Annotated in this window: 21 protein-coding genes and 1 pseudogene; 6 read left to right on the top strand and 16 right to left on the bottom strand. The window is 58.7% G+C overall.

Annotated features, from left to right (window positions below):
* Positions 1-134 precede the first annotated feature (134 nt).
* The 5 genes from AWB82_RS33390 to AWB82_RS33365 all read right to left on the bottom strand — a co-directional run bounded on the left by AWB82_RS33390 (position 135) and on the right by AWB82_RS33365 (position 5,687).
* Positions 135-1,538, bottom strand: a complete 1,404-nt coding sequence (locus AWB82_RS33390) for an ISNCY family transposase (protein WP_086973565.1) — start codon at positions 1,536-1,538, stop codon at positions 135-137.
* A gap of 933 nt (positions 1,539-2,471) precedes the next feature.
* A complete protein-coding gene (locus AWB82_RS33385) occupies positions 2,472-3,329 on the bottom strand; it encodes a PA4780 family RIO1-like protein kinase (RefSeq protein ID WP_086973564.1) in 858 nt (285 codons plus the stop codon).
* Positions 3,330-3,923: 594 nt separating this feature from the next.
* Positions 3,924-4,250: an H-NS histone family protein gene (locus AWB82_RS33380; protein ID WP_086973563.1), complete on the bottom strand. Its 327-nt coding sequence runs from the start codon at positions 4,248-4,250 to the stop codon at positions 3,924-3,926.
* Between the two features lie 186 nt (positions 4,251-4,436).
* Positions 4,437-5,012, bottom strand: a complete 576-nt coding sequence (locus AWB82_RS33375; RefSeq protein ID WP_086973562.1) for a hypothetical protein — start codon at positions 5,010-5,012, stop codon at positions 4,437-4,439.
* 471 nt (positions 5,013-5,483) lie between these two features.
* The gene (locus AWB82_RS33365; RefSeq protein ID WP_007584087.1) at positions 5,484-5,687 is read right to left on the bottom strand and encodes a cold-shock protein; all 204 of its coding nucleotides are present in this window, start codon (positions 5,685-5,687) and stop codon (positions 5,484-5,486) included.
* 264 nt (positions 5,688-5,951) lie between these two features.
* Between AWB82_RS33365 and AWB82_RS33360 the strand changes: the two genes are divergently transcribed.
* Both AWB82_RS33360 and AWB82_RS33355 read left to right on the top strand, forming a co-directional pair.
* Positions 5,952-7,469, top strand: a complete 1,518-nt coding sequence (locus tag AWB82_RS33360) for an ATPase domain-containing protein (RefSeq protein ID WP_235023539.1) — start codon at positions 5,952-5,954, stop codon at positions 7,467-7,469.
* 4 nt (positions 7,470-7,473) lie between these two features.
* Positions 7,474-9,159 (top strand): ATP-binding protein, encoded by a 1,686-nt coding sequence (locus tag AWB82_RS33355; RefSeq protein ID WP_086973566.1) that lies wholly within the window; start codon positions 7,474-7,476, stop codon positions 9,157-9,159.
* 176 nt (positions 9,160-9,335) lie between these two features.
* Here the strand turns inward: AWB82_RS33355 and AWB82_RS33350 are convergent, their stop codons facing one another.
* The 7 genes from AWB82_RS33350 to AWB82_RS33320 all read right to left on the bottom strand — a co-directional run bounded on the left by AWB82_RS33350 (position 9,336) and on the right by AWB82_RS33320 (position 14,310).
* Entirely contained in the window at positions 9,336-9,668 is a 333-nt protein-coding gene (locus AWB82_RS33350; RefSeq protein ID WP_086973560.1) for a hypothetical protein, read from the bottom strand.
* A 306-nt stretch (positions 9,669-9,974) separates the two neighbouring features.
* Positions 9,975-11,159 (bottom strand): extracellular catalytic domain type 1 short-chain-length polyhydroxyalkanoate depolymerase, encoded by a 1,185-nt coding sequence (locus AWB82_RS33345; protein WP_086973559.1) that lies wholly within the window; start codon positions 11,157-11,159, stop codon positions 9,975-9,977.
* A 79-nt stretch (positions 11,160-11,238) separates the two neighbouring features.
* A complete protein-coding gene (locus AWB82_RS33340; protein WP_086973558.1) occupies positions 11,239-11,418 on the bottom strand; it encodes a hypothetical protein in 180 nt (59 codons plus the stop codon).
* A 317-nt stretch (positions 11,419-11,735) separates the two neighbouring features.
* Entirely contained in the window at positions 11,736-12,998 is a 1,263-nt protein-coding gene (locus tag AWB82_RS39050; protein ID WP_327345920.1) for a S1 family peptidase, read from the bottom strand.
* Positions 12,999-13,101: 103 nt separating this feature from the next.
* Complete coding sequence (locus AWB82_RS33330; protein ID WP_086973557.1) at positions 13,102-13,311, bottom strand: hypothetical protein; 210 nt, start codon at positions 13,309-13,311, stop codon at positions 13,102-13,104.
* Between the two features lies 1 nt (position 13,312).
* Positions 13,313-13,546, bottom strand: a complete 234-nt coding sequence (locus AWB82_RS33325) for a hypothetical protein (RefSeq protein WP_086973556.1) — start codon at positions 13,544-13,546, stop codon at positions 13,313-13,315.
* Between the two features lie 269 nt (positions 13,547-13,815).
* A complete protein-coding gene (locus AWB82_RS33320; RefSeq protein WP_086973555.1) occupies positions 13,816-14,310 on the bottom strand; it encodes a YciE/YciF ferroxidase family protein in 495 nt (164 codons plus the stop codon).
* Positions 14,311-14,469: 159 nt separating this feature from the next.
* Here AWB82_RS33320 and AWB82_RS33315 point away from each other — a divergent pair.
* Together AWB82_RS33315 and AWB82_RS33310 are read left to right on the top strand one after the other, a co-directional pair.
* A pseudogene (locus tag AWB82_RS33315) lies at positions 14,470-14,877 on the top strand (manganese catalase family protein); the annotation flags it as partial.
* Between the two features lie 328 nt (positions 14,878-15,205).
* The gene (locus AWB82_RS33310; protein WP_086973554.1) at positions 15,206-16,210 is read left to right on the top strand and encodes an alpha/beta fold hydrolase; all 1,005 of its coding nucleotides are present in this window, start codon (positions 15,206-15,208) and stop codon (positions 16,208-16,210) included.
* A gap of 146 nt (positions 16,211-16,356) precedes the next feature.
* Here AWB82_RS33310 and AWB82_RS33305 read toward each other — a convergent pair whose 3' ends face one another.
* Complete coding sequence (locus tag AWB82_RS33305; protein WP_086973553.1) at positions 16,357-17,295, bottom strand: hypothetical protein; 939 nt, start codon at positions 17,293-17,295, stop codon at positions 16,357-16,359.
* 124 nt (positions 17,296-17,419) lie between these two features.
* Positions 17,420-17,935: a DUF4142 domain-containing protein gene (locus tag AWB82_RS33300; RefSeq protein ID WP_086973552.1), complete on the bottom strand. Its 516-nt coding sequence runs from the start codon at positions 17,933-17,935 to the stop codon at positions 17,420-17,422.
* 214 nt (positions 17,936-18,149) lie between these two features.
* On the opposite strand from AWB82_RS33300, the gene AWB82_RS33295 reads away from it, so the two are divergent.
* Positions 18,150-18,710, top strand: a complete 561-nt coding sequence (locus tag AWB82_RS33295; protein WP_086973551.1) for a DUF3005 domain-containing protein — start codon at positions 18,150-18,152, stop codon at positions 18,708-18,710.
* Positions 18,711-19,450: 740 nt separating this feature from the next.
* Here the strand turns inward: AWB82_RS33295 and AWB82_RS33290 are convergent.
* Positions 19,451-19,957, bottom strand: coding sequence for a CinA family protein (locus tag AWB82_RS33290; protein ID WP_086973550.1), 507 nt, complete (start codon positions 19,955-19,957; stop codon positions 19,451-19,453).
* Positions 19,958-20,273: 316 nt separating this feature from the next.
* Between AWB82_RS33290 and AWB82_RS33285 the strand changes: the two genes are divergently transcribed.
* Positions 20,274-21,599: an Nramp family divalent metal transporter gene (locus tag AWB82_RS33285; protein WP_086973549.1), complete on the top strand. Its 1,326-nt coding sequence runs from the start codon at positions 20,274-20,276 to the stop codon at positions 21,597-21,599.
* A gap of 300 nt (positions 21,600-21,899) precedes the next feature.
* On the opposite strand, the gene AWB82_RS33280 is transcribed toward AWB82_RS33285, so the two are convergent.
* Positions 21,900-22,751, bottom strand: a complete 852-nt coding sequence (locus tag AWB82_RS33280) for a formate/nitrite transporter family protein (RefSeq protein ID WP_086973548.1) — start codon at positions 22,749-22,751, stop codon at positions 21,900-21,902.
* Positions 22,752-23,110: the final 359 nt, after the last annotated feature.

The following is a 23,110-nucleotide window of genomic DNA, read 5'->3' as shown; positions in this document are numbered from 1 at the left end:
CGCACTCAGTCCGATTGAATACCGGGAGAGTCTGGGGCTGACGACATAAACCAGTCCAAGAATTCCGCCGCACCCCCGTTTAAACTTTTTAGAAATGTCCGGTTTTAGGGCTTGTGAATCCTTCTTTGGATCAATTATTTCCCCACCGCGGCTGCCCGTTCTCTGGCGGTACTCAGCACGGCCGCGTTGAGTTGCTCGCGCGTCAGTTCACGCTGCGTGTGCGTGCCCGCCTTGCGCTCCTTTGGCCGTGGCGCCATCCCCTGGTTCGTCCGGGACGGCATCCCCGAAGCGCAGCGATTGTCGCGCTCGGCCTGCACAAGCTGGGCGACTTGCAGGAGGTGTCCAAGCCGTTTGTTCTCGACCACGGCACCCTGATCGATCTCGGAGAGCCGGTCATACTGACGATAGGCGAGGGCGGCCCCATTCACGCGAATCTCGATGCGTCCGTCCGGATACTCGAAGACGTCCAGATATTGGTGGATCAGCGCGCGGTTCTCTGCCGTATCGTCGAGCATGTAAATCACCCGGTCGTACTGCACCGTCAACACCTTGGTCACGCGCCGCGCCACGCGTGAGCTCAAGATCAACTCGATGTTCTCGTCGCTTCTGAGCGCGCGATGCGTATTGAACGCGCTTCTCGGGACCTTGCCGAAGCGGCCGTTGAAGTCGGCAATAAAGTGGGGCGCGTAAGCGTTGGCGTCTTCCTGCGTGTTGATGCCCCGTAGGCGCAGCTCCTTCACCAGCCGATCCTGCAAAGTCAGATTGGCCCGCTCGACGCGTCCCTTCGCCTGGCTGCTATTGGCGCACCAGGTATCGATGTTGAGCTCGAACAAAGCCCGTCCGAACTGCGTGACGCCCTTGCCAGCGGCCTCGGCGTGGTTGTTGCAATGAAATATCGCCGCCTTGTCGCTGTAGAGCGCCACCGGCTTGCCATGCGCTTCGAGATACTTGCGCATGGCCTCGAAGTAGCTGAAAGTCGACTCGGTCGCCGTGAAGTGCAGGGTCATCAGCCGGCCCGTCGCATCATCGATAAACACCAGCAACGTGCAAGCCGGTGCGCGTTGCTCGAACCAGCGATGCTCGCTGCCATCGATTTGAATCAGTTCACCCAGACACGATCGGCGGTTCCTCGGCTGGTGTAGCGTCGGTGGACGCTGCTTGCGCGCAATCCAGAGCCCGGCATCGCGCATCCAGCGCCGTACCGTTTCCTTGCCCAACTCGATGTTGTGACATTCACGCAGCTTCTCGCAGGCCAGCGTCGGACCAAAATCGGCATAGCGCTCGCGCACCAGCGCCATGGCCCGGGCGCGCAGATCGACGGGTAATTCGCGATTACTCGGCTGTCCGCGCTTGCCCGAGATCAACCCAGCCGGACCGCTCGCGGCATAGCGGCGAACCAGACGGCTGATCTGGCGCTCGCATAGTCCGAGTCGCTCGGCAGCCCGCACCATCGTCAGCCGATGCTCGCAGACCGCCTCGATCACTTTGATGCGTTCGAGTTCGTGCATAGTCGCCGTGATGAAACCACGCTCGTTCATGGTGGAGCCCCTTGCAGACGCGTGCTTATCAGCGTGCGCCTCAAAGGGCAAAACCGGACATTTCTAACGAGCCCAAACCGGACATTACTAAAAAGCTCTGACACGTGAAAATGCGATAATTGTATTTATGTAAAATGCACTGGAAAGCGTATATGAAGTTCGCGTGATCGGCGGCAGCGGCATTTCGCACCGCGTTGCAAGTTCCTGGCTCGTATGACCGTCTCCGGCCATCAAGACTATCTTTGCCTGGTGACCAGAGAATGAGGCAGTGAACGCGAGTGGCTCATTGACAGCAATTGTTCTCGCTACATATCGGACACGACAACCTCGATTCCCTTGCGCCCATGGTCGCCTCCTGGACGCCGCGACTCGATCATAGAAGGATCTGAAATAACGCAAATCAATTCTGGGGCGCAACGCTAGATGGCCGGCCAACCCTGGCGCACTCGCTGCCCTCTTTAGTATATTGAAAATGGCCCATTTCCCCCTTGAAATGCAATCTCGGTAATAAACATTATCAGGTTTACTAATCAACCTACCGAGCGGATTACCTCCCGGGCTCTGACCGGGGATGGCTACAAGCACGTCTCCCATAAACGACACAACAACATCATCTTCTCCGTCGCCGGTCGATTGCTATTGCAGCCGCCAATGTGCCGCTAGCGTCGATCAAGGCGGCCTCAACGACGAATGCTTTCATGCAGATTGACAAACTCCAGTTACTTCAGGCACTTGGCGAGTTACTAGGAAGTTGCCTACAAGCTTGTCAACGGAATCTGTGGATAAGTACGTTGGGAAATTCGTCTCGACCACTGCGAAGATGCGGGTTCGGCCAATACGAGACCTGAGAGTCCGCGAGACACTGACGTTAGCGTTGGCAACGTCGCCGCCGGCGGCCGACCGCTATCTCGGACGACTTGGCGCAGGAATTTGCTATCGCCCGGCACTGAGGTCCTGCTGCCACCGCACCCGGGCGTCTTCTTCCAAACGCGTCTCTTCAAGTTCCTGAAGTACGGCATCGAGGTCGACGGGTCGGATGATGGCTTTCACGCGGCCGGTCAGTTGGACACCGACATGAAGATCGCCTGCTTCAAACAGCGACCAGATCTCCGCTCCATACTCAGCGCCCAGAATTTGCGGTGCAAACCGACCAAAGTAGCTGGCGAGGTTATCAACGTCGCGCTTGAGCATCGAAGCAGCCTGGTTGTTGCCTGCGGCATCGACGGCCTGAGGCAAATCTATAATGACCGGGCCCTCAGCCGCCAACAGGATGTTGTACTCAGACAAATCCCCATGGATGATCCCGGCGCACAGCATTCGCACAACCTGGTCGAGAAGCAGCGCATGCATTTCAAGCGCGCGGGCTTCAGTCAGATCGACGTCGTTGAGGCGCGGCGCGACGTTACCCGATCCGTCGAGCACGAGTTCCATCAGTAACACGCCGTCTGTACAGATATACGGCTGCGGCACTCGCACGCCCACGTTGGCAAGCCTGAACAGCGCGTCGACTTCGGCGTTTTGCCACGATTCTTCTTGTATCTGGCGGCCATAGCGCGTTCCTTTCTCCATCGCACGCACCTGCCGGCTACTCTTGACCTTACGGCCGTCCCGATAGGACGTGGCTTGCCGAAAGCTGCGCTGCTTCGCGTCTTTGTAGACCTTGGCGCAACGCGTCGAGTCGCCACAGCGCACAACGTAGACGGTTGCCTCCTTGCCGCTCATCAACTGGCCGATGACTTCGTCGATGAGTCCTTCCTCGAGAAGCGGTGCAAGCCTTTTCGGTACTTTCATACAATCGCCGGGCGCGGCTTGCAGTGCTCGCGTTCGAAATCTGTGGAAGGCAGATGGTGGGTGGACATGCGTGCGGTCAGCAATCCGAAGGGCGGCGTGGACAACACCATTTGTAGCGTTGTTGCAAGGGAGAACGAGGGAGTCATACCGAATTATAAGGGGAAGACAATGGGGACAGCTCTCCGTTTAAAGTACAGCGGTCGTCCGCCGAGTCGACCTTGCGGGCATACTCAGTCGAAGCCATCCGGCCGTCCACATCGAACGGCACGACCGGCGCTGCGAACTGGCGATCGGCGCGGTGACCCTCAGGTGCATCCACGAGGCTAGCGCGATTCGTACGCGGCACGCGACGGAGTCGCGCAGTGTCCCGACCGTACGACGGCCATGGGGCCTTGTGAATCGCTCGTTGGGTTGGTGAAGAGAAATCACGCTTGCCTGCGACGCCAACGACCGAGAAGTTGGAAACCCGTTCATTCACTCACTTCTTCCTTCTAATTGACAAACGAGCAAGACGAGGCGGGGTGCGCGGAAGCGGCTAAGACGTTGTTATAGCTAGTAGAGGCAGAGGCGAACGCTGAAACGACGGGCAACGGCCTAACGGTGGTTTGACCGCGCGAGGGCGGTTCCAGCGAAGGGGTCGTTCTTCCAGTCCGCACCGGACTGCATTGCCGGTTGGACGGGTGCTCCCCACGGAAGCTCGAAGTGCCCGATGCTTTGTCCCGCGCTGATGGCCTGTTTTAACCACTGAGGCATCTCGCCTTCGCCGCTCCATGTATCACCGCCAGCGTTTCCGTAGCGACCCATATCGGATCCCACAGGCCTTGTCGCCAGGAAGGAAGCGAGGTCATCCGGGCTGACGCCAAAGTCTTCCATGCGGTGGCGGAGATACGCAATCATGCTGTCCCGTTTCCGTTCGTCCATCAGGCATCCCTGTAATGTTATGTGCCGGTGCCCCTCTCACCCCATCCAGGCGGCGAGGTGCAGTGCGAAACCGCGCGTGTCTACGGGGTCGCAGTTCAATGCAAATCTCCAGCCCCCGATAGTTGACGGTTCTATGCATGATGCCAATCGCCTTTACATCCGTAGCTGTGCACTGAATGACAAGTTTCACAGATGCTGGACAGCAGCCGCGTAGGACTCCGCAGCTTCCTTCAGTTGATCGGCCGCGGCCTGGACGCGCATCGGGAGCTCGCTGAGCGCGAGCACGGTGTCCGCACTGTCCAGCCGTCTGCGAAGCTCAATAACGAGATCCATGACAGTGGCGTCACCGACCCGCCGGCGGTTGCTTTGTCTGGAGCTCACCATGGAGCAGTCGACGAGGCGATCAATCTTGCGGAAGTAAGCCTGGGCAGCTACGCGATGCCTCGCGTACAGCGAGGCAACATTTGATTTTGAGAGACAGTCTTTAACAACCTCGGCGTTCATGTTGAAATGAAGCTGCAACGCATCGGCGGCATCTGCCCGGTGGAAACAGGCAACCTGATCGAACAGCGTCTCGCCGTCCCTGTCGATCAGGTCGATCCACACCTCACCGTCTTCAAGTATCTGGCCGGCGCGATGAATCACGCGCTCATCCTCGTTCGCGCAAGCGAGCATCCGGTGGCCGTCGACATCATCAACCGGCATCTCGAACACCTCTACCAGTTCCCCGCTTACCGCGACTTGCATCACCAATAACGCCATCTCTGCTCCTTGCGATGCAAATGACCTTCGTGCGGTTAGGCCGTGCCGACTTAACCGCGGCTGTCGACCCAGCCACGCGCCCATGCTGTGGCGTGTCCCACCGCCTGCCTTTCGCTATCGAAGTAGTCGAGCGCATCGAAATGGTAGGAGACCAGTTCCGCACTGCAGGCTTCACCTCTTGTGAGCAGCAAATTAGCAGCGAACCAGCCGTCAGGTAACTGGTGAGCGGACGGCGAGACCAAATAACCGTTGTATGGGTGAATATATTTATGATTCTGCATAAACGATAACGACCGCACGACATCATGTCGCACAGTACAAAATAAACTGAAATGGGGGCAAGGCCGATCGTCTCGGAAGACAAATGATGCGCAGGTGGAAAGCCGGCGATCATATCGGGAGCGCATGGCTCCGCGAGGATGCTAGTCGCGCTGACAATCAAAGGGCCGGTAGACCGGCCCTTTGAATACGTTACTGCGGCGAGATATTCGCCGCCTGCATGCCCTTCGGGCCGCGCTTTGTCTCGTAGCTCACCTTCTGGTTTTCGGCGAGCGTCTTAAAGCCATCGCCTCGGATTTCCGAGAAGTGAGCGAAGAGATCGTCGCCGCCAGCATCAGGAGTAATGAAGCCAAAGCCTTTGCTATCGTTGAACCACTTGACAGTACCGGTATCCATGAAAATTCCCTGAAATAATAAAACAATAGCTCCAGTGCGGAGCGAGCAAAAACTTCAAGGAAGAAGAGAGGACAGCGAGTACCGCGCAGACGAGGCGGAGAATGGTGATCAGCAATCGAGCTTCTTGAATATTTCGAGACCCACAATATAGCGCCGCATGGGAACTGTCAATGCTTTTCGTCATTCAGGCTGCCCGTCGGCGCGACTGGTCCACTTATTGCTTTTATTTGCAGCCGGCAACAACAACCAGCAATTCGAGCAACTATGTCAGCCATGAGCAATCAGCCGCGTCTTAGCCGTACCTCGTCGGGCGTCGCGGGCCTAGACGATATCCTTGGCGGTGGATTAACCCCGCATCGCATGTATTTGATCGAGGGCGCACCCGGGGCAGGCAAAACAACGCTGGCTATGCAATTCTTACTTAAAGGCGCTGAACTTGGAGAGCCGGGCCTGTACATAACCCTGTCTGAAACGAAGGCGGAACTCGTCGCGGTTGCCGATAGCCACGGATGGGATACGGCACACATCACGATTATCGAACTGCTGTCCGATGAAGGCCTTGATCCTCGCTTCGAACAGAGCGTTTTGCATCCAGCGGAAGTCGAATTGGGAGAGACCGTGCGTGATGCGATCGCGCAGATCGACGAACTCAAGCCAGTCCGCCTCGTCTTCGACAGTCTGTCCGAACTTCGAATGCTGTCGCAGAACCCGCTGCGATACCGACGCCAGATCCTCGCGTTAAAGCGTTACTTCGCGACTCGCGCCTGCACCGTGTTGCTGCTTGATGACAACACGTCGGAACCCGGCGATCTACAACTGCATAGCATCGCGCACGGCGTGATAAGCCTCGCCAATCTGGTACACGACTATGGCGGCGAACGTCGGCGCTTGCGGATTGCCAAGATGCGCGGCATCAAATTTCGCGAGGGCTACCACGATATGACGCTAGAGACTGGGGGAATTAAAGTTTACCCACGCCTCGTCGCCGCGGAGCATCACATAGAATATCCGGCGAGCGCACTAACCACGGGCACCAAGGCACTGGATGCACTCCTGGGCGGTGGCCTTTTCCCCGGGACGAACACGTTATTCGTCGGTCCGTCGGGAGTCGGCAAGACGACCACGGTCGCGTCGTGTCTGCTGGCTGCACTGGAGCGCGGAGAGGCGTGCGTCTACTATCTTTTTGACGAGACGCGAGCCACGCTCCTCAAGCGGTCCACCAGTCTGGGCATCGATCTCAGACGACACCTTGATAGCGGATTGCTGACGTTGCGCCAGATCGATCCCGCCGAAATTTCGCCGGGCGAGTTCGCAAGCGACGTTAGGAAGAGTGTGGAGCAAGACAACGCGCGCTTTGTCGCGATCGATAGTCTCAACGCGTTCCTGCAAGCGATGCCCGGAGAACGCTATCTGCTGTTGCAGATGCATGAGTTGCTCACCTACCTGAATCAGCGCGGCGTGATCACCATGCTTGTTCTGGGACAGCACGGTGTCATCGGAGAGATTCAGAGCGACATTGATATTAGCTATCTAAGCGATGTGGTCGTGCTGTTCCGCTACTTCGAACGCCGCGGCGAGGTACTTTCTGCCGTTACCGCGGTCAAGAGCCGGACGAGCGGACACGAGCGCTCCATCCGACAGTTCCAGCTTGGCAGCGGCGGCCTGATCGTTGGCGAAGCGCTGCGCGATTTTGAAGGCGTTCTGGGCGGCCTGCCGCGATATCAAGGGGACACTGCAATGCTTCCCCCGTCCAACGGCAAGCAGAAGCCGCATGACGACTAGCACCGTGGAGTTTCGTGTTCTCATCATGGCGCCGTTCGGCCGCGACGTCGACGTCATCGCCGACGTTCTCGCGACCGATGCGCGAAGCTGCTTAGCGTGTCCTGATTTCGAATGTTTATTGAAGGAACTCGAACGGGGCGCGGGAGTTGCGATCCTCACTGAGGAATCCGTGCGCAACGATAGCGTCCGTGCACTCGGAGGCTGGCTCGAACATCAGGCGGCCTGGTCAGATTTTCCCGTGATCCTGCTCTCGGGGCGTACCGGCGAGCGACGTTCCGCCGCCAGCGTGAACACGCTCGAACGGCTGGGAAATGTAGTCGTGCTCGAGCGGCCGTTAAATTCGGAGACATTGCGCCGTGCGGTGGCATCGTCCCTGCGTGCCCGCGCCCGACAGTATGAGTCGCGCAGCCACCTCGCGGAATCCGAGCAGCATCTAATCGAACGCGTCAGAGCGCAAGAAGCACTCGAGCACCTCAACGAATCGCTCGAAAGCCGTATCAGCGAACGCACGCGTGAGCTTGCAACGGCGAACGATCGGCTTATGAACGAGATGCACGAGCGCGCCAAGGTGCAGGCGGTGCTTGTGCAGTCGCAGAAGATGGAAGCACTGGGACAACTGACAGGCGGTATTGCGCACGACTTCAACAATCTGCTGAACGTCATCATGGCCAATGCGGAGCTGCTCGCGCGCCTGAGCACTGACGAGCGGGTGCGCAGAATGGCCACGACTATCAAACGCGCTACCGAGCGTGGAGGCAAACTCACTGCACAACTGCTCACCTTCTCACGCACAAGTAATCTCGACTTGAAGGCGGTGAACGTCGCTTCGCTGCTTCAGGGCATGCGCGACATTATTTCGATCTCGCTGGGACCCGCCATCGCGTTCTCGACCCATACCGATTCGGAAGATCTCTGGACGCGGGCAGACGTGAACCAGCTTGAACTTGCCGTGCTCAATCTCGCCATTAATGCGCGCGACGCGATGCCGGACGGCGGACGCCTTTCAATCGCCGCGGACGAGCGTCCTGCGCCAGACGAGACCCTTGCCGCCGGACGCTATGTGGTTCTCAGTGTGAGCGATTCTGGCGCGGGCATCGAACCGAGCGTTCTCTCTCGGGTGTTCGACCCGTTCTTCACGACGAAGCCTGTCGGCAAGGGAACGGGTTTGGGACTGAGTCAAGTGTATGGAATCGCGCGGCAGGCAGGCGGCATCGCACGAATCGAGAGTGAGCTGGGCAAAGGCACCACCGTCGAGATGTGGTTGCCACTCGGTGCGAAGGAAGCGCCCGAAGTCGTCGCTGGTCCCGACGCGGATAACAGCGTACAGGAGGCACGCCGCGTCCTCGTGATCGAGGATGATGAAGACGTCCGAAGCATGCTCGTCGAATGTCTGCAGGCTCTCGGATACAAGGTCACACAAGCCCCAGATGGCGTTAGCGGTCTCGAACGCCTTCGTGTCGACGATCCAGATCTGCTGATGGTCGATTACGCGATGCGCGGAATGAACGGATTGCAAGTAATAGGAAAAGCCCGCGAAATACGCGAGAATTTGCCAGTCATCTTGGCTACGGGTTACGCAGATATCGACATCTCGACGATCACTGACAAGCGCTTCACGGCGCTGCGTAAACCGTTTCAGCTCGATGAACTCGCACGGGCGGTTCGTTCAGCATTGAATGCGCCTGCATAGGCTTCCCGAACCCAAAGCAACTTGTAGAGGAATGCGGGACTCCTTGTGCACGGAGAGACGCTGCAAGCGCTCGTCCAGCGACGCTTCCGCTTCGAGTGACGGTTACCCGTGAGCCTGTATCCGGGACCCAAGCCGCTGCTGGTTGCGAACACCGGAGACCAACTGGTCGGGCTCGCTCAGTTGAGCGTCGTCGAGATCCACGCCTCGGGCAGCAGGTCGGCGAGGCGCGCGTTGTCTTCGGCCGTCGCCGGCGGACAGTCGTCACTGTTGTCTTGGTCCGGCAGCGCGCCATACATCACGCGCTGCACCAGTGCGACCGCGCCCTCGTCGGCGATGAAATCGATCACCGGTATAAAGCGCGCGTCTCGATAGAGCGCAGCCCCATAGGACTCGGCTAGGGCGATGATAACCACCAGTTCAAGGCGGGACGGTTTGATCGGCCGCAGCGGCACCGCGTCGCCTCGGGCGGCTCGCTGCTTGAGCGTGACGGCTTCATCGAGCTGCAACACCACAGGCGCGATGGCGGCCGTCGGCGCGTTGGCGAGCCATCGCTCAAATTAGGTCGGCTCGTCGTTTCAACGGTGATCCGGCGGAAAGTCTTACGCCACTGCCCGTTGCCCTCTTTGATAAACCGGAAATGCACAATTCTGGCCGGCGAACGCTAGTGCGATAGACATTATCAGTTATGCTTATTACTTGGAACTGGAAGTCAGCCCGACGTATTCCCGTTCTAATGCCAATGCAGCTAATGCACAATGAACGGGAAATTTCTGCAGTCGCCGCTACGCTCTACATGTGAAGGCGATCGCGTTGGCTCACATCAACAGGCGATCTGGCCCATTTTCGAGTGAAAACTGGCTAACGAATCGAACAATCTCCGTGGTTGCATCAGGCCCACGATGGTCCGTATAACTTCCATCAGAATGGCCGCCCGACCACGCATGACCAAGCCCGTGCACGACCCATCGCTCGGCAAGCAACGACCCGTCCTGGTCACGCCAAGCGTCCCGAGTATAGGCGTGGCGCCCTGCTTCGTAATCCGTCCGCGTCGTTGTACACACTCGCGTGTCGGTCGCTTGACTGTTCAACAACTGGCTCATCTCCATAATCTGCTCGCTGTTGAGCGGGTGCACGGTGTCGTCGGCGTCACCGTGGAAAACGATCAACGGCAGTGTGCGCGTCCGAGCCACGTCATCTTCTCGTTTTGGCAAGCAAATCGTGCCTCGACCGTCGTTCATCGCGCACAACGCTGAGAGATGCTCGTTGGCGACCCCGAATGCCAAGCCTGAATGGATAGCGGCGGCCGCGTATAGGTCGGGATGAGTGACAGCCAGATTGATTGCCATGGCACCTCCCGCGGAGAGTCCCGCCACATACACTCGCGCACGATCGACGTTGAACCGGACGATAAGCTCATTCGTGAGGGCGGCGAGCGCTGCGGTTTCCCCGGTATCGCGCGCCTGATTCGACGGTACAAACCAGTTCCAGCAACGCAGCAGATTGGCGCTTTCCGGTTGCTCCGGATACACCACAATGAACCCAGCGTCTTCTGCGGCCACGTTCATCTTTGTTCCCGCCGCGAAGTCATCGGGGTGTTGCTGCGCGCCGTGGAGCATAACTATCATCGGTAACGGCTGACCGTCGTAGCTACTTGGAACGTAGACCTTCGCGCGGTGAGCGTGCCCGCAGTGCTCAACGGTGTGACTCAACCACTGCGATCCCGTAATCGCCGACCGCGACGGTTCCTCAGGCAATGAGGCAGGAGAAGTCGCGGGCGTTTGTGCGCGTACGGCAGAAGTCAAATAGTCACTTTCCTGCGCGCCGGATTCGCTGACCCGTTCAGGCGCGCCGCTCGCATGCGCCATGGGCAAATCTTGCGCTGGGCGGTCGAGGGCCGCATTGTCGTGCGAAGAGAGGAATTCTCCCGATATTAAAGCGCCGGGCATGGCATACGACCAGAACGCGTTGTGTGCCACGAAAAATGGGGCGAGAAAATTCATTGACGTATCCCAGCTGCGGTCGAGTGTGCATCCAGCGTGATGTGCAGGTTGAAGACAAAGCAGATGGCCTCGGAGGAGCTCAGACAACGGGCGATTTATGCCCTTCTAAGCGGGTCTGCTTCTCACCAAGACCTGAACTCTTCACTGCCGCTTCGACGCTTCCTTTTTCTCCTTTTTTGCGGCTTTCTTTTCCTTCGGCGTCTTCGTCGCCCTCTTCTTCCTTCTTCTGCGTCTTCTTTGTGTCCTGCGCTCTACTCATCTAATGCTCCTCATAAGCGGGATGCCTTCAGCAACCGCGAAAAGGCTGAGCAACATCTCCGCAAGCAGCGGGCCCGTCCCCGTGTCCCTAATTTATGACGTCGGCAACTTGGCCATCGCCCCGTCGCGGCTGCTGAAAGCCGTGGTCCCCGGACTGTTCCCGCGACACAATCTCGGACCGCCGAGCGTCTCTAGACTGTTGATGCCCTTCCGCGCCTATTCGCCCGGTTGGCACATCAGTGCGATCGAAGGTGCCCTGGGGTGAAAGGTCATATTCCACACGGTCGACACCCCATCGGACGCACTCAAACCGTTCAATCAGTCGTTTTGCTCGTCAAGGTTTTTGCTCGACGAATTTGATCCCTCTGTGTCGGGTTTGCGCGATTGATCTTTGCCCGACTCGGTGGTCGTGACCTTCAGCTGATCGAGCGTCTTATCAATTTTTTCCTTGTCGCCGCGATCCAGCGCGTCTTGCGCGGCGCGATCCTTTTCGTGTTCGGTTGATGGCTGAGGTGCGTCGCGCTGACTACGTCCTTCTTGAACGGAGTGCTGATCGGTGTCGTTAGGCTCGGTCATTATTGCGCCCTGTATAGGTGGTTGTGTGATCGTCATGAGAATGTCGGCGTACCAGGCGCTGTTCAGCCCAAGAGATTCGTCGACTTGCAGGTCCCGTCCGCCGATGTCGATCGTTGACGAGTGAATGCCCAGCAGCTTCCACGGCAGCGCGCAACTGCTACTCGCCGTTGCGGCGTTCGCATCGCTCATCACGACGGGCGCGCCGCTGGTGCCTCGGTGAGTGCGCGCATCAGTGATAAAGCAGCCGTTACCCTGGAAGCGTAGACCGAAGGCCGATGCGATGACGCCCTGCCTGACCACGGGCAGGTGGTGCAGCGAATCATGGAAGCCGAGCGGGAAGCCAACAATCAAGACAGAAGACCCGACCGGCATCACGTCTTGTGCCTTCGGCAAATGCTCTGGCCCAAACGCTTCGAAGACCGCTGTGCGGGGCAGTTGCTCCCTGAGCACCTCCAGAACGGCAACGTCGACCTTACCGCCTCCATCCGCACCCTCTCGCCAAAGGCTCATTCCTGCGGCATAAAGCGGAAGCGAAAACCAGGTCGACGCCCCAAGGTTGTCGCTGGCAATGTGGAGTTCAATTTCGAGCCGGTCCGGAAAGTGTTCGCTCGCCGCATCGTGGACGACGTGCCGGCTGGTTACCAGAAACAGGCGCTCGTCACGCGCGAAAAAAAAGCCGCTGGCATTCGTTAGATGGCGTTCATTTGCGAACGTCCTCACGCGAACGGCGGCAAGCAACAGGCTTTCTACGGTGGGTTGATTGACCGTCGCGCGTACGGTTGAGGACTGTCCTCCGGCTGCGCAGCCGGCGAGGTTTGCGATTGATGCGAGAAGCGCCTCGCCCTGCGGCGTTGCGTGCGCCGATGCCAGAAAATCCGCGACCGATGCGTCGGTCGGCTTTCCACCCGATGCGACGTTCGGCACATGGCGGACCGCGGGTACGCCGTCGGTACCGCGGTGCAGAAGCCACCTGTCGCCATTTGCGCTCGCGTAGATTTCGATCACGTATTAATCCTTCTGAAGAACCCGGTGGAAATCGACCCCAGACGGTCCTGATCGCGATTGGCAAACTGGTACATGGAGCGATTTGACGACGATCTATTCAGTATCAGACTTTCTGAGCGTCGTTGTCCGGCGAACCGATGAGAAGGGTCGATTGCTGCCTATCGGCGCACTCGGCAATAAGATGAACGGCCGTTATGAAGCGGGATGCGACGGTCAGATTGCTGCCGCCGAAAATTTCGAAGCAACGCAGCGGATCAATTTCGAGGCCCGCCTCATGTTTCGCATCATCCCTCGCCGGGGATTCGAAATACACGTCACTTGGCAGCTTTTCGGAACCCCTTTACGTCGTCGATCCATTCGAGGGCCCACGTTCGCGCGTACACAATTGCATCCTCACGCTCATCGAATGCGGCCAAGTCACCGCTCATGATGATCTGAGGTTCTTGCCCGTCAGCGGCGGGCGTCGTGATTTTTGCATGCGCCATGTACTCGCCGTCCGCCCTACGTGGCGTGGGGTCGATGCCGAAACCCGTTTCCATCAGGTTCATCTCGTTCTCCGCTTTCGACCTACTGCCACGCCGTGGAGTGGCTAAACGATGAAGATGTACGAGCACCGATTGTTCCCGATTGGCCCCCAGAAGAGCACAAGAGCGCCGCATTTCATTTACACGGTAAGGTGCTGACGTTCCACCGCATTGTTTCACCGCTTTCATTCATCCGATGATTACGCCGCGCGGAACTTTCCTGGGCCCGGTGTCACGCACGCCGGGCCCGCTTCGACTACGCAACTGGGTATGGCCTCACATCGCCAACGCGCTTATTTGCCGACCTCCTCTTGAGAAAGCTCTTGCGTGGCCAACATCGTCAGCTTTTCGTCGGTCGCCTTTTCCTCTTCCAAGGTCTCGAGCAAAAGATTCATGCCCTCCGTGTAGCCCAGCTTTTTGGCGAGCGTGGCAAGCGTCCCATATGCAGCAATCTCATAGTGCTCGACCTTCTGAGCGGCGGCGATCAACGCCGCATCCAAGATCGGGCCCTTCTCGATTTCTTCAATCTGCTCTTGTCCCTCTTCGACAAGCCCCTCCATAGCGACGCACTTTACGCGCTTGAGCTTGATCCCGGAGGTTTCGACTACTTGGTCAATTCGCTCGACCTGGCCTTGGGTTTCTTCCAAGTGGGTCTTAAACGCAGCAGATAGTTCCGGGTTAGTCGACGCCCGCGCGAGCTTGGGCAGCGCTTTGGTCAGTTGCTTCTCTGCGCTGTAGATATCTGAAAGTCCGTGAATGAAAAGATCGTTGAGAGTTGCGACAGCCATGACGATTCTCCTATCGAGGTGGAAAGCAGGGAGCAAACCATTGCGCAAACGTCGTGCCGCTCATACGGAAAGACGGCGAGGTCATTGCAGGTATCCGCTTAGGATTCCCCCACATATAGCATCGATGATGCCTGGCAGGAATGCACGGCGCCGACCGGTAGAGTCGTCTACGAACGGCTTATCAACGTCACTGACGATCCGGGCATCAAAGAGGCGCTCGGCTTTCTGATGACGCGTGAGATCGCGCACCACAAGTCCTTCGAAAAGGCGCTGCATTCCATTCAACCGAACTTTCCGCAAGGCAAGTTGCCGGGCAATCCGGAATTCACTAGCGTGTATTTCAACATGTCCAAGGGCGACGACGCCCGCGGCCCATGGAACGAAGGCGGCCACTGGAAGTTCGTCGAGGACCCGCAGCCCGCTGTCGACGGAGGCGAAGGAACGGCGACCGTCACCGTGTGTGAAGAGGACGTGCAAACACTCCAGTCGATGGCCTCGCGCACCGCATCCGATCCGGCCGCCGACCCGACCACCAGCGCGGACCTTGGATCAGGCAAGGCGGTCTGACCGTCCGCCGAGCGTCTGTCGAGTGACCGCACTTGCGAAGGCGGTCACGCCTATCTATTCAAAAACGACGTTGGAAATGCCGACTGTTACATCGAAAGGAACCGTTTCCGATCATCGCAATCCGGTCGCTACGGGCGCACTGGTCGCACGAACGCCAGGGACGAGCGAACGGAACGTGGCTCCGGTGCTCGACCACGCACGGCGCTTGCTCATACGTCGCGGCGACGCGACAGAAGTTTCTCATCGTAAGGACCGGTGTGTTTCGCTTTACTGGTCGAATCGACGCTCACCTGAAGACTTTTCCTAAATCGGCATTTACAGAGGCTCTATGAATCATCCCTCCCGCCAGAACCTCGCCGCGGGGCGCGCTTTGCCGTCCTTGGCGCTGACCGCCGGTGCACTTGCCTCGCTCGCAGTTTGGAACCTCTATCACGTACGAAAAGCGGAACGACGTAACCCGCCGATCGGTCGCTTTATCGAGGTCGACGGCGTCCGCCTGCACTATCTCGAAAAGGGTACCGGTCCTGCCGTTGTGCTCCTCCACGGGAACACCGTTGCGCTGCAAGACGGACTTTGTAGTGGTCTGTTTGATCGACTGGCCGAAAAGCATCGTGTCATTGCGTTCGATCGCCCCGGCTTTGGTTACAGTGAGAGGCCGCGCGACCGACTTTGGACGTCACGAGCGCAAGCCCAGCTTTTGCATGAGGCGCTCGAAAAACTGAGCGTCGAGCAGCCCGTGGTGCTTGGTCATTCCTGGGGCACGCTGGTTGCCCTCGACCTCGCGATGGATTTTCCTGCGGACGTGCGTGGCCTGCTTCTGGTCTCCGGCTATTACTACCCTAGCGCTCGACTGGACGTCATGATTAGCGCGCCAGCGGCAATCCCGCTGCTGGGCGACACACTGCGCTATACCGTGTCTCCCCTAAGCGCGCGGCTTCTGCTCAAGCGCACCGCAGAGGCGATGTTCGCGCCAGCACCTCTACCCGAGAATTTCTTCGCCGCCATGCCTCGAGACATGCTGACCCGTCCGCTGCAGATTCGGGCGGAAGCTGAGGACGCAGCGTTTATGATTCCGGCAGCGGCGCGGCTCCATAAACGCTATCCCGAGCTAACAATGCCAGTCGCTATCTTCGGCGGTGCCGACGATAAGATTGTCGACGTCGAGGCCCATTCGGTCCGGCTGCACCGAGATATACCGCAGAGCGCGCTACACGTCATTCCGCGTGCGGGCCACATGGTGCACTATCAAAGTGCCGAACAAATCGAGCGTGCAATACGACACATGACGCGTGCAGGAGACGACACTCACGGACGATTCGCTGTCGCATCGTAGCTTGGAATCATTTGGGGCTCCGCGAAGTGCTTTAATCCGCGGCGTGGGCAGTGTTGAGGGGCGCCGCGCGCTTCAGTGAACTGCGCTCAGATGTCGTTGCTTCGCGCTTGTGGACGCTGCCCGTTTCCCCCATCTGCTCCTTCTTCTCAGAATCGTCCGTGGGTTTCGACCGACCAAGCAGCCGGAAGCGTCGGCTCACAGCGGTAGGCCCCGTGGCTTGCACATAAGCCGAGCAGTTCTGGCACGTGCGTCCGCGGGATATTTACAAACCAGCAGCGCAATTGGCGCTGGAACAGTTCGTCGTCAAGCGCGTCGTAGGGATAGCTAGACGTTTTCAATAAGACCGATAGACGCTCGGCGGCGAAACGTAGCCCCAGACACCTTTCGTTCGATGGCTGCAGACGATTTAGCGCCTTGACTAACTGGTTACGCGCCGATGCCCGAGTAACGGCCTGCAAGAGCATGTGCTGGAGAACATAGAAAAGCGGCGCTCGGGAATCCTCCGGGATCCGGGTGAGCAACGGTGTGAGTGTCGGGGCCGCGTCAGAAACGTCCGCCGCCCCGACCATGACGCACCTCAGGCGTTCCCACTCGCGCTTTGAGAGGTTCTCGCGCTCGGCGCGCTCTGTCTTTCCGTTGGCTGTCTCAGAAGCCAGAAGAGACACATCGCGGTAGTCTTTCGCACCCTTCGCGCGGTTCGCCCGAACCGACATGACCATCAGATTGCCTGGCGCGTAGGCGCCATCGTTATTGATGCGATCGACGGACCAGTCGCTGTCGCATAACGCGCTGTGCGTAAGCGTCACTAAGGTAATCGGGCAGGTCTCGCAGTCGATTCTCTTGAGATACGCCGGGTCGACATCACCGCTCAGGATCCGACGTCGTTTGAAGGCGTTCACACGCAGCTGCAGCCATTTCGAGACGAACCGGTCGGGACGGTGTTGAGCAACAAGGAAATGTTCGCGCCCGGCCGCATATCCGGTGAGAAGATCCAAGTCATGGGCTGCCACGTCCATCGGTCGGCCGAACCGGGCGAAATCCCATCCGATATCAAAAGCGATGGTGCTCGCTTCATCTGGCGACATGGCTGCCGTCCCTCCAAAAGCATGCTTCGACGGGGCAAGCGTCGGCTTTGCGAGTCGTCTCGCCCGAGCTCTCACCCAGACAAGCCGTCACCGTATCGTCGGGTACGCCCAATCAGTCGGATGGTTATTGCACACCCTTCTTGGCCGCCAGCGCTTGCGCCATTTCCAGATGATGCTGGATCGTCGGCAGCGCCTTGGCGGCAGCTTTTTTCAGATCAGCATTCTGTCCCTCTTGAGCTTCTTTCTGGAACGCCGCAATCGCCTTTTGGTGCCCTTCGATACCAACGGACTTGATATAGGCCGTATCAAACGCCTTCCCCTTCAACGGCTTCAGCGCATCGAGCACTGCGGGGTCCGAATTGTCTTTGGGGACCGCAACACCGTGCGGGGCCGCCATCTTGAGCTCTACAGTCAGCTTGGTGTGATCGACCATCATGTGATGGGCGAAGTCTTTAACGTCTTTGTCTTGCGACTGGTTCGTGGCGAGTTTCGCGGTATCGATTTCGGTCGAACTGGATTCCGAAGCGGCCTGCACGAACGCCTTGTCGACCGGAGGAAGGTCGTTGGCTTGCGTCGTGCTCGCAGCCTGGGTTTGGGCAAACGCTGATGAAAAAGCGCCAAGTAGCGCAACGCTCAACATTGCACGGACAGTCAGATTTCGCTTCACGGGACGCTCCTTCAATTTTTGTGTCGGCATCGTAGCTGAGCAACCGCTGTGCCGGAGGTGTCGCGAGCTCCGATGCTTGCCGCGTCCCGCTCGGCCGATCCGCGGCACGTCCGATGCTGTGCAAACTTATGCGAATGCCGGACAAATTCGTTTCCCTCCACACCGACGCAACCAAACAGGCAAGCTCATGAACAACGCCGAGTCCAATCCCACTCAGGCGCAACAGAGGGAGATCCAGGCCAAAACGCCTTCTGCGACACCGGCAACGGAGACTGCCCGTGCCGATCCAGACGTTATGGCACGAGATCACGTTGGAGCGAATCCACCACCGACCTCGTATCAGACCGGAGCAAAGGACCGGAATCCGCTGCCGCCGATCGATCCGAATGCTTCGACTTCAGCATCGCCGGATCCACTCGAACGGGCCAAGTCTCGTATCGTCTCAGTGGACAATGCCAATATGGAGGCGTCCGATGACACCGTGGACACGGACGGCAAAGGGCTCGATGCGAAACGGGATCTGCCAATACAGCACGATAACGTGGTCGGCACCAACGCAACGCTCGTCAACAACGTACCGGCACCCGCAATGGGGCTGGGCGGCATCGACAGCCGACCGGAAGGCAATCGCCCATCGATCCAATTGCGAGCGGGCTGGACAATGGACTACCACGGATGCATAGAGACACCGAGACGCAATGGCGGACGAGTCGAGCACCTTATCTCCCTTACGCGGAGAGAATTGTGATTCCACGCGCCTGCCATTTCTTTAATGTCCCACGCCGGCAACCAAGTCCTTGCTTCGCGGACGCGCTCCGCGCACCGATGGTAAGACGCTCCTGCATTCGCCCGCCTGCTCCGAAGCGACGAGGGGCCTGACATCGGGCGAGAAACCATGAATAGCTTGCCGAAGAAACATACGCGAAGCCTGATATTGAGCCGTGTGGACGATTGAACGATGTACGCCTCAGGATTGACGTGCTCGGCAACGACTTGCAGTACCTACAGGCCGGAGGCGGCGTGCGTGCGACCATAACACTGCATGGATGCGGCGTCCCGCCGATCGAACCATCCGATGTTCTTGCACTCATGGCTGCCCAGGGCCTTGTCTGCAGCAAAGACACCGGCCCGCGGCGTCTCGAATTCGTCTGCTATGGTCAAGCCTCTGCGTTTTACAGGTTCGCGTCAAGCGCACTGATGCTATCGGGCGTCACTTCCGTCACGGTGCAGCGAACCGACTGTACCGAGCTACGCAGCCCCAGCGCATCGCGTTAGTTCACGTAGTTATCTTCGTCGCGGCCGAGGGATGAACGACTCTCGGTCTGCGTTGGGCAGCTCCATCTCAAGCGGTCCTCTGCACTCGGCGACCGTGCAACCGCACGTTGCTACGCTTGCTTGAGCCAGGAAGCCACATTACCTCGTTTTGCCACGTTCGCGAGTCATCGCTGACCCTGTTCATTTCCGTCTGCGTTCAATTCCGTCTTCGTGCTACTCCTGCGCGCGCATGAGATGATAAAAATGGTGTTCGATACGCGACAGCGCGTAAAGCGCAGCTGCGTGCCTGACTTCGTTGCGATCGCCCTCGAAAACCTTGGTCTCAGTGACGCTGACGATCTCGCCATTTCGCAGTTTGTACGACCATCCAAAGCACTGGGTTCCGGGCGTGGGAACACTCCCAGCGTTGCCGTCCGCAACGCCAGTGTTGGAAACCGAGACATCTGCGCAGCACGCTTCGAGTCTCAGCGCGCCTTCGGACATCTCACGTGCGACCTCTTCACTTGTGAGCCCATACCGGTTCATCGTTTCTTCCTGAACATCTAGAAAGCCAACTTTTCCGGAAGGCGAATACGTGATGAAGCCCACGTCCAGGCACGCGCCGCTGCCTGGAACCGACGAGATCAACGATGCGATGAAACCGGCCGTGCACGATTCGGCCGTAGCGAGCTTCAATCCTCTGGAACTCAAGAACGACACCACTTGCCTCGGAATGTCCATATTCGTCTCTTGTGTTAGCCAATTAGTATTAGCGATAAGCAATCCATAATCCCGATTGACATCCTCCAAGAACACGAACAAACACGCGGATCAATTGGCGGATTAAGTCGGCGATGTTCAAAATCCGTCCTGTGGTCCGTGGACGCGCCGCGGAGATCTGCAGGCGTGACTTGGCGAGGATCTCTGTCGCTGCCCGCACGGAACGCGAGTTGCTCTAAACAGCAGACCCCTGAAGATCCATCGAGGGATTCAATGCCCGGCACGATCGAGGGCGATTCGATTGACGTTGCAGTGACTGAAAAAGGTAATTGATCACATGAATACCGAACCGTCCGCGCTTGCCCAGCTTTCTGACCGCGCGTCTGAAGTTCGGTTGCACTCTCGCGATCTCAATAAGTCGCCCCGCACGCCGCGCAGACGCTGGTGGTCATTCGTCGGCGCGGGTTCACTTGTCGCAGTCGGCTATATGGACCCGGGAAACTGGGCCACTGCGCTGGCGGGCGGTGCCCGCTATGGTTATCGGTTGCTCTTCGTCGTCCTGATCGCCAGTCTCATGGGCATGCTGTTGCAATGGGTTGCATCGCGCGTGGGCCTCGTTACCGGACGCGATCTGGCGCAACTTTGCCGTGAGCGCTTCAGTCGGCGCACCACGCTCGGGCTCTGGGTGGCCTGCGAGATTGCGATCATTGCATGCGACGTGGCGGAGGTCGTAGGCAGCGCGGTCGCCCTGCAGATGTTGCTCGGCATCTCCCTCACCACCGGCGTTCTGTGCTCGGCAGTGGGCACGTTTGTCATGCTTGCGCTGCAAAGCCGTGGCAAGCGGCCCTTGCAATGCGCGATTACGGCGCTGATCCTCTTTGTCGGTCTCTGCTTCGTCGTGGAACTGGCGCTCGCGCATCCCGATTGGGGCGACGCGTTGCGCGGCTTTACCCCGCCCCGCGCGTTGCTGCGAGACGCCGGCATGCTGTGGCTTGCCGCGGGCATTCTGGGGGCGACCGTGATGCCGCACAACCTGTATCTGCATTCGGCGCTCGTTAAGAATCACGCGCCCAATCACGATGATGCCACCGTCGGCCGCGCGCTCAAGGGCGTGAACATCGATACCTTTGCTTCACTGGGTCTGGCCTTTGTGGTCAACGCCTCACTACTTGTCGTCGCGGCAGCAGTCTTCCACGCAAGCGGTCATCTTGAGGTCGACGATCTCGCCGATGCGCATCGCCTGATTGCACCGCTCGTGGGGAGTCACTGGGCAGGCGTTGCGTTCGCCTCCGCCCTGCTCGCTTGCGGCCTGAATGCGACGGTCACGGGCACGCTCGCTGGACAAGCGGTGATGGAAGGGTTCCTGAATCTGCGAATCGCACAATGGGCACGTGCGCTCCTGACGAGAACCCTTGCGATTGGTCCTGCCCTGCTCGCCGTAGGGTTTTACGGTCAACATGGGTCGAACGCGCTGCTCGTTTCAACGCAGGTCGTGTTGAGTTTGCAATTGCCACTTGCAATCATTCCGCTGGTGCACTTCGCTTCAGACGCCCGCCTCATGGGCCGCTGGCGAGTAGCGCGTACGCCGCTGGTGGCTGCGTGGGGATGCGCGGGGCTTATCGTCGGCTTGAACACCGCGCTTTTATGGCAGGCCTTGCTCTGACAGTGGTCCTTTCGTTGTCGAAAACGACAATTGAGCCGCTGGGCAGTCACCTTTTCTGGTCCGTTGCCAAGCTCCGCTTTAAGCATCCGCGATCCCATCTACGCGCGAAGCAGAGCGATCCGCCGGGGTTCATCGGTGCTCTGAGCGCGATCAATCACAAGACCGTCGCCGTGCATCTGGGGCAACGATGCACGCCCTGTCACCGCGAACGACGTCGCTTCCCTGCGCAGCTCCATACATAAGTGACTCGGATCGATGGCTCCGGCAGCGAGACTGTTTTTTGAAGCACGCAACCTCAGCTCACTCCTCGCGCCGCGCGTCGTCGATCTCTGGCGCAATCGCCGCATGATTAATGATTGCCACCATTGAGATTCCGCCCAGCATATTGCCGATGAGGGTCGGCAACAAAAAGACGCTGAAGTAATCGCCCACCCCGGCCGCACCGATCATCACCGCGTAGGCAGCCTCGGCCGAACTTGCGATCACGTGCGTGAGCTTGCTCACTCCGACCGTGTAGGTGACGAGCAGAATGGTCGCGAGACGAGCCGAACGCGCACTCGGCAACAGCCAGACCATGAGCGCGATCAACCAGCCTGCAAACACAGCCCGCACCAGTGTGACGCCGAACGGCGCACTGAACGGCGCGCGTGCCACCTCCGCGAGCGCCGTTGTCACCTCCGGGCCGAAGACGTGCTTGAACTGCAACAGCGCGGCGAAGATCGTCGTGCCCACAAGGTTGAAGGCAAGCACAATCGCCCACAACCGGAGCGTCTTACCGAGCGTGTTGAGATTTCGACGCGTCAGGACGGGCAGTACCGCGGTCAACGTGCTTTCGGTAAAGAGTTGCTGACGGCCGAGAATCACAAACACGAACCCGATTGTGTAGCCGAAACTCGAAATCAGATGTCGCCAGCTGGTATCAGGCAAAGCACCTTCAAGGATCGCCTGGACGAGAAAAGAGAATCCCATGGACAAGCCCGCCGCAAGAGCAGACCACATGAGCGCAACGCCGCTGCGCTCCATTGCTGCCTCGCCCTCTTCGCGAACGATTTCATGGATGACAAGCGGACGGGGTGTGGAATGGTCGGCCGCCTGCTCGCGTTCATTGCTGTCAAGGTGTGGAGAGCCGGCACCTGCGGTTTGATCGGACATGCTATTTCCTGAAAAAGCACTTTGTGCGAGATGGACATACGGACCCGCCGTGTACAAGAATTTGTGCATGTGCGGTTCAATAATTGACTAGCTCACGACGGCACGATGGGTTCTCGCCGTGCCCCTAACGCTTTACCGCCGCTCCAGGTTGCAACAGCCGCGGCTAAAAGCGGGACCGCGGTGTACGACTAAGCCGCGGCATCGTGCAGGCGAACAAGGAGGCGTCTGGGACTCAGCCCAGACGGAAGACCTCATGACTAACTACTTGGGGCGAAGCAAGTCCCAGGTGCGAGCGTTCGTTCTCGGCGAAACGATATTGCTTCGGTTTATCGACCGGCGGGTCAAGCTAAGAACATAAG

Source organism: Caballeronia glebae, assembly GCF_001545035.1.
GTDB classification, from domain to species: Bacteria; Pseudomonadota; Gammaproteobacteria; order Burkholderiales; family Burkholderiaceae; genus Caballeronia; species Caballeronia glebae.
The sequence above is the reverse complement of the archived record's forward strand: the minus strand, read 5'-3'. Positions and strand labels throughout refer to the sequence as shown.

Coding starts and splice junctions, on each gene's coding strand:
- AWB82_RS33385 (WP_086973564.1), bottom strand. CDS start 3,329: ATGAAAGTACCGAAAAGGCTTGCACCGCTTCTCGAGGAAGGACTCATC.
- AWB82_RS33280 (WP_086973548.1), bottom strand. CDS start 22,751: ATGTCCGATCAAACCGCAGGTGCCGGCTCTCCACACCTTGACAGCAAT.
- AWB82_RS33310 (WP_086973554.1), top strand. CDS start 15,206: ATGAATCATCCCTCCCGCCAGAACCTCGCCGCGGGGCGCGCTTTGCCG.
- AWB82_RS33375 (WP_086973562.1), bottom strand. CDS start 5,012: ATGGCGTTATTGGTGATGCAAGTCGCGGTAAGCGGGGAACTGGTAGAG.
- AWB82_RS33305 (WP_086973553.1), bottom strand. CDS start 17,295: ATGTCGCCAGATGAAGCGAGCACCATCGCTTTTGATATCGGATGGGAT.
- AWB82_RS33340 (WP_086973558.1), bottom strand. CDS start 11,418: ATGAGTAGAGCGCAGGACACAAAGAAGACGCAGAAGAAGGAAGAAGAG.
- AWB82_RS33380 (WP_086973563.1), bottom strand. CDS start 4,250: ATGGACGAACGGAAACGGGACAGCATGATTGCGTATCTCCGCCACCGC.
- AWB82_RS33320 (WP_086973555.1), bottom strand. CDS start 14,310: ATGGCTGTCGCAACTCTCAACGATCTTTTCATTCACGGACTTTCAGAT.
- AWB82_RS33365 (WP_007584087.1), bottom strand. CDS start 5,687: ATGGATACCGGTACTGTCAAGTGGTTCAACGATAGCAAAGGCTTTGGC.
- AWB82_RS33285 (WP_086973549.1), top strand. CDS start 20,274: ATGAATACCGAACCGTCCGCGCTTGCCCAGCTTTCTGACCGCGCGTCT.
- AWB82_RS33390 (WP_086973565.1), bottom strand. CDS start 1,538: ATGAACGAGCGTGGTTTCATCACGGCGACTATGCACGAACTCGAACGC.
- AWB82_RS33325 (WP_086973556.1), bottom strand. CDS start 13,546: ATGAACCTGATGGAAACGGGTTTCGGCATCGACCCCACGCCACGTAGG.
- AWB82_RS33290 (WP_086973550.1), bottom strand. CDS start 19,957: ATGGACATTCCGAGGCAAGTGGTGTCGTTCTTGAGTTCCAGAGGATTG.
- AWB82_RS33360 (WP_235023539.1), top strand. CDS start 5,952: ATGTCAGCCATGAGCAATCAGCCGCGTCTTAGCCGTACCTCGTCGGGC.
- AWB82_RS33295 (WP_086973551.1), top strand. CDS start 18,150: ATGAACAACGCCGAGTCCAATCCCACTCAGGCGCAACAGAGGGAGATC.
- AWB82_RS33345 (WP_086973559.1), bottom strand. CDS start 11,159: ATGAATTTTCTCGCCCCATTTTTCGTGGCACACAACGCGTTCTGGTCG.
- AWB82_RS33300 (WP_086973552.1), bottom strand. CDS start 17,935: ATGTTGAGCGTTGCGCTACTTGGCGCTTTTTCATCAGCGTTTGCCCAA.